Consider the following 3515-nt stretch of genomic DNA (forward strand, 5'->3'; position numbering starts at 1 on the left):
GTCAGCCGCCGCGGCGTCAGCAGCAGGTCTGCCGAGCGCCTGCGGCGCGTGAACAGGCGCGTGGCGACCAGGCTGGACCTCAAGCACGCGGCGCCGATCGCGGCCACGCCCCGCAGGGCAGCACGCCTGGTCACGCCCTTGCGGGTGGCCAGCACACCGGCCACCACGAGCCACAGCACGCTGTGGTTCGCGGCCCGGGACAACCTCTTCATGCCGTGGTCGACCGATGAGGCGCGCAAGGCGCCGGAACGCCTCATCAAGGCCTGGTCCAGGCGGTTCACTCGTCTGAGCACACGAGAACGTTATCCGCGAATCGGGTGCGACGCCCGATTGGATCACTGAGGAAAGCTCCGAATGCGCCTACTGTTGAGGGATGCAGCGGCGGATCTTCGGCATTGAGACTGAGTTCGGGGTGACCTGCACCTTCCACGGGCAGCGCAGGCTGTCCCCGGATGAGGTCGCGCGTTATCTGTTCCGCCGGGTCGTCTCGTGGGGACGCTCGTCGAACGTCTTCCTGCGCAACGGCTCTCGGCTCTACCTGGACGTGGGCTCGCACCCGGAGTACGCGACCGCGGAGTGCGACGACCTCGCCCAGCTCGTCACGCATGACAAGGCTGGTGAGCGGATCCTCGAAGACCTGCTCGTCGACGCCGAGCGCAGGCTCGCCGACGAGGGCATCGGGGGAGACATCTTCCTGTTCAAGAACAACACCGACTCCGCGGGCAACTCCTACGGTTGCCACGAGAACTACCTGGTCGCGCGGGCGGGGGAGTTCTCCCGCATCGCGGACGTCCTGCTGCCGTTCCTGGTGACCCGGCAGCTCATCTGCGGCGCGGGCAAGGTGCTCCAGACGCCGCGCGGAGCGGTCTACTGCCTCTCGCAGCGGGCCGAGCACATCTGGGAGGGCGTGTCCAGCGCCACCACCCGGTCCCGCCCGATCATCAACACCCGCGACGAGCCGCACGCCGACGCGGAGCGCTACCGCAGGCTCCACGTCATCGTCGGCGACTCGAACATGTCCGAGGTGACCACGCTGCTCAAGGTGGGCAGCGCCAACCTCGTGCTGGAGATGATCGAGCAGGGCGTCCAGTTCCGCGACTTCAGCCTGGACAACCCCATCCGCGCCATCCGCGAGATCAGCCACGACCTGACCGGCAGGCGCACCGTGCGGCTGGCGGGCGGCAAGGAGGCCTCGGCGCTGGACATCCAGCGCGAGTACTACGAGCGCGCCGTGGAGCACGTGGCCAAGCGCGCGCCCGACCCCATGGCCGAGCGGGTGCTGGAGCTGTGGGGCCGCACGTTGGACGCGGTCGAGGCGGAGGACCTGTCCAAGATCGACCGCGAGATCGACTGGGCCATCAAGTACCGGCTGATGGAGCGCTACCAGGCCAAGCACGACATGGACCTGTCCAACCCGCGCATCGCCCAGCTCGACCTCGCCTACCACGACATCCGGCGCGGTCGGGGCATCTTCGACCTGCTCCAGCGCAAGGACCAGGTGGAGCGGGTGACCGACGACGGCGAGATCGAGGCCGCCAAGGACACCCCGCCGCAGACCACGCGGGCCAAGCTGCGCGGTGACTTCATCGCCGCCGCGCAGGCCGCGGGCCGCGACTTCACCGTGGACTGGGTGCACCTCAAGCTCAACGACCAGGCGCAGCGCACCGTGCTGTGCAAGGACCCGTTCCGGGCTGTGGACGAACGCGTGGAGCGGCTCATCTCGTCCCTGTAGCGGCGCCGCCGGGCCGTCGTACCGGGCGGCAGGACTCGGGGAGGACCCCGGACCGGGTGGTCCGGGGTCTTCTTCAGTCCCATTGACAAAATAGATTTTTACATACAACATGATTTTCGCCATGAGAGACGTCCTGTACCTGGAGCAGATCGAGCAGGCCGAGGCCCTGCTCAAGCCGCAGCGCATCGAGGTGCTGCGGCAGCTGGCCGAGCCCCGGTCGTGCACCGAGGTCGCCACGGCCCTGGACCAGACCCCGCAGCGGGTCTACTACCACGTGAAACGCCTGGTCGAAGCCGGTCTGGCCGCGCAGGTGGACGAGCGCCGGGTGCGCGGCATCAACGAGGGCGTGTACCAGGCCAGCGCGCGCTCGTACTGGCTGTCGCCGGGCCTGGTCGGCCGGCTCGGGCTGCGCCACGCCCAGGACGAGCTGAGCCTGGGGTACCTGCTCGACCTCGTCGAACGGGTCCTGGCCGACATCGCGGGCCTGGACCGCACCCGGCCCGAGCTGCCGTCGCTGGGCGTGTCCGGCGAGATCCGGGTGCGGCCCGACCAGCGGCAGCAGTTCTTCGACGACCTGAAGACGACCTTGCAGGAACTGTTCACGCGCTACGGCGGCCAGGAGGGCGACGCCTTCCGCCTCGCCGTGGCGTGCTACCCGAAGGAGGAGACCGATGAGTGAGACCGTGGTCCTTCGCGCCCGCACCACCGCATCCGTCGACCGGGTGCGCCGCGCGTTCACCGACGCCGACGAGCTGGCCGCCTGGCTGGCCGAGCACGCGACCGCCGACCTGCCCGACCGGTTCGGGTTCTGGGGCCGCCACACCCCGGAGGGCGACGCGCCGCACCAGGTCCTCCGGCACGTGGACGACCGGTCGCTGAGCTTCGGCTGGCACGTCGGCGGCGAGGACACCACCGTCGAGGTCGGCTGGGCGGCCGACGGCGACGGCACGCTGGTCACGCTGTCGCAGAGCCACTTCCCCGGCTGGGACGAGGCCGTGGTCGAGACCTCCGTGCTCGGCTACCTGTACACGTACTGGTGCCTGTCGCTGGCGAACCTGGTCGACCACGTCGAGGGCAGGCCGCTGACGCCGAAGATCGACTTCACCACCGCCGGGATGCGCGGCGAGGTGCTCATCGACGCGCCGGTCGAGGCGGTGGCCCGGGCCCTGGTGGACGCGCGCGAGTACGAGCGCTGGTTCGGCGCGAAGATCGACATCGAGGCGTGGGAGGGCGGCCGGGTCGCGATGGGCGGGTTCGACCGGAACCCGCGGCCCGCGAAGGTCGTCGACTTCGAGCCCGGCAGGCGGATGGGCATCGACTGGGGCGCCATGGTGTCGACCTGGGAGCTGGCCGAGTCCGACGGCGGCACCCGGCTGACGTTCGTGCAGAGCGGCTTCGACACCGGCCGACCGCCGTACGGGGCGTGGGCGGGCTGGCTGGCGGGCGTCGCGGCGCTGCGCCGCTACCTCGAGCTGCCCGACTGGCGGCCGATCTGGCTCCAGCCGGACGTGCCGGGCCTGCCCGAGGGCGTGCTCAGCGAGAGCTGAGCCGGATCAGGTTCAGCTCGACGGCGGTCCGCACGGCCGCCGTCCGGGTGTCGACGCCCAGCTTGGCGAAGATCCGCACCAGGTGCGTCTTCACCGTCGCCTCGCTGATGAACAGCGCCTTCCCGATCTCCCGGTTCGACAGGCCGCGGCCGAGGTGGTCGAGGATCTGCACCTCCCGCCGGGTGATCGCGGGCGCGGGGGCCCGGCGCAGCAGGCGGCTCGCGATGTCGGGCGAC

4 protein-coding genes and 1 pseudogene are annotated in these 3515 nt (G+C 70.4%); 3 read left to right on the forward strand and 2 right to left on the reverse strand.

The features are described 5' to 3' along the window. Nucleotides 1-293, reverse strand: a pseudogene (locus tag AB0G02_RS31780) (glycerophosphatase); the annotation flags it as partial. An 80-nt stretch (nt 294-373) separates the two neighbouring features. Between AB0G02_RS31780 and pafA the strand changes: the two are divergent. The 3 genes from pafA (at nt 374) to AB0G02_RS31795 (ending at nt 3279) form a co-directional block, all read left to right on the forward strand. Then, nucleotides 374-1732 carry a Pup--protein ligase gene (pafA, locus tag AB0G02_RS31785; protein ID WP_077009127.1) on the forward strand — a complete coding sequence of 453 codons (1359 nt, stop codon included), beginning with the start codon at nt 374-376 and terminating at the stop codon, nt 1730-1732. 121 nt (nt 1733-1853) lie between these two features. Next, the gene (locus AB0G02_RS31790) at nt 1854-2411 is read left to right on the forward strand and encodes a helix-turn-helix domain-containing protein (protein ID WP_360801452.1); all 558 of its coding nucleotides are present in this window, start codon (nt 1854-1856) and stop codon (nt 2409-2411) included. Beyond that, complete coding sequence (locus AB0G02_RS31795) at nt 2404-3279, forward strand: SRPBCC family protein (protein WP_360801455.1); 876 nt, start codon at nt 2404-2406, stop codon at nt 3277-3279. The genes AB0G02_RS31790 and AB0G02_RS31795 overlap by 8 nt, the downstream gene beginning before the upstream one ends. On the opposite strand, the gene AB0G02_RS31800 is transcribed toward AB0G02_RS31795, so the two are convergent. After that, nucleotides 3266-3515: LuxR C-terminal-related transcriptional regulator (locus AB0G02_RS31800; protein WP_360801458.1), on the reverse strand; the 250-nt coding region annotated here is incomplete at its 5' end. The genes AB0G02_RS31795 and AB0G02_RS31800 overlap by 14 nt on opposite strands.

Source organism: Actinosynnema sp. NPDC023658 (assembly GCF_040639995.1).
Classification (GTDB): domain Bacteria; phylum Actinomycetota; class Actinomycetes; order Mycobacteriales; family Pseudonocardiaceae; genus Actinosynnema.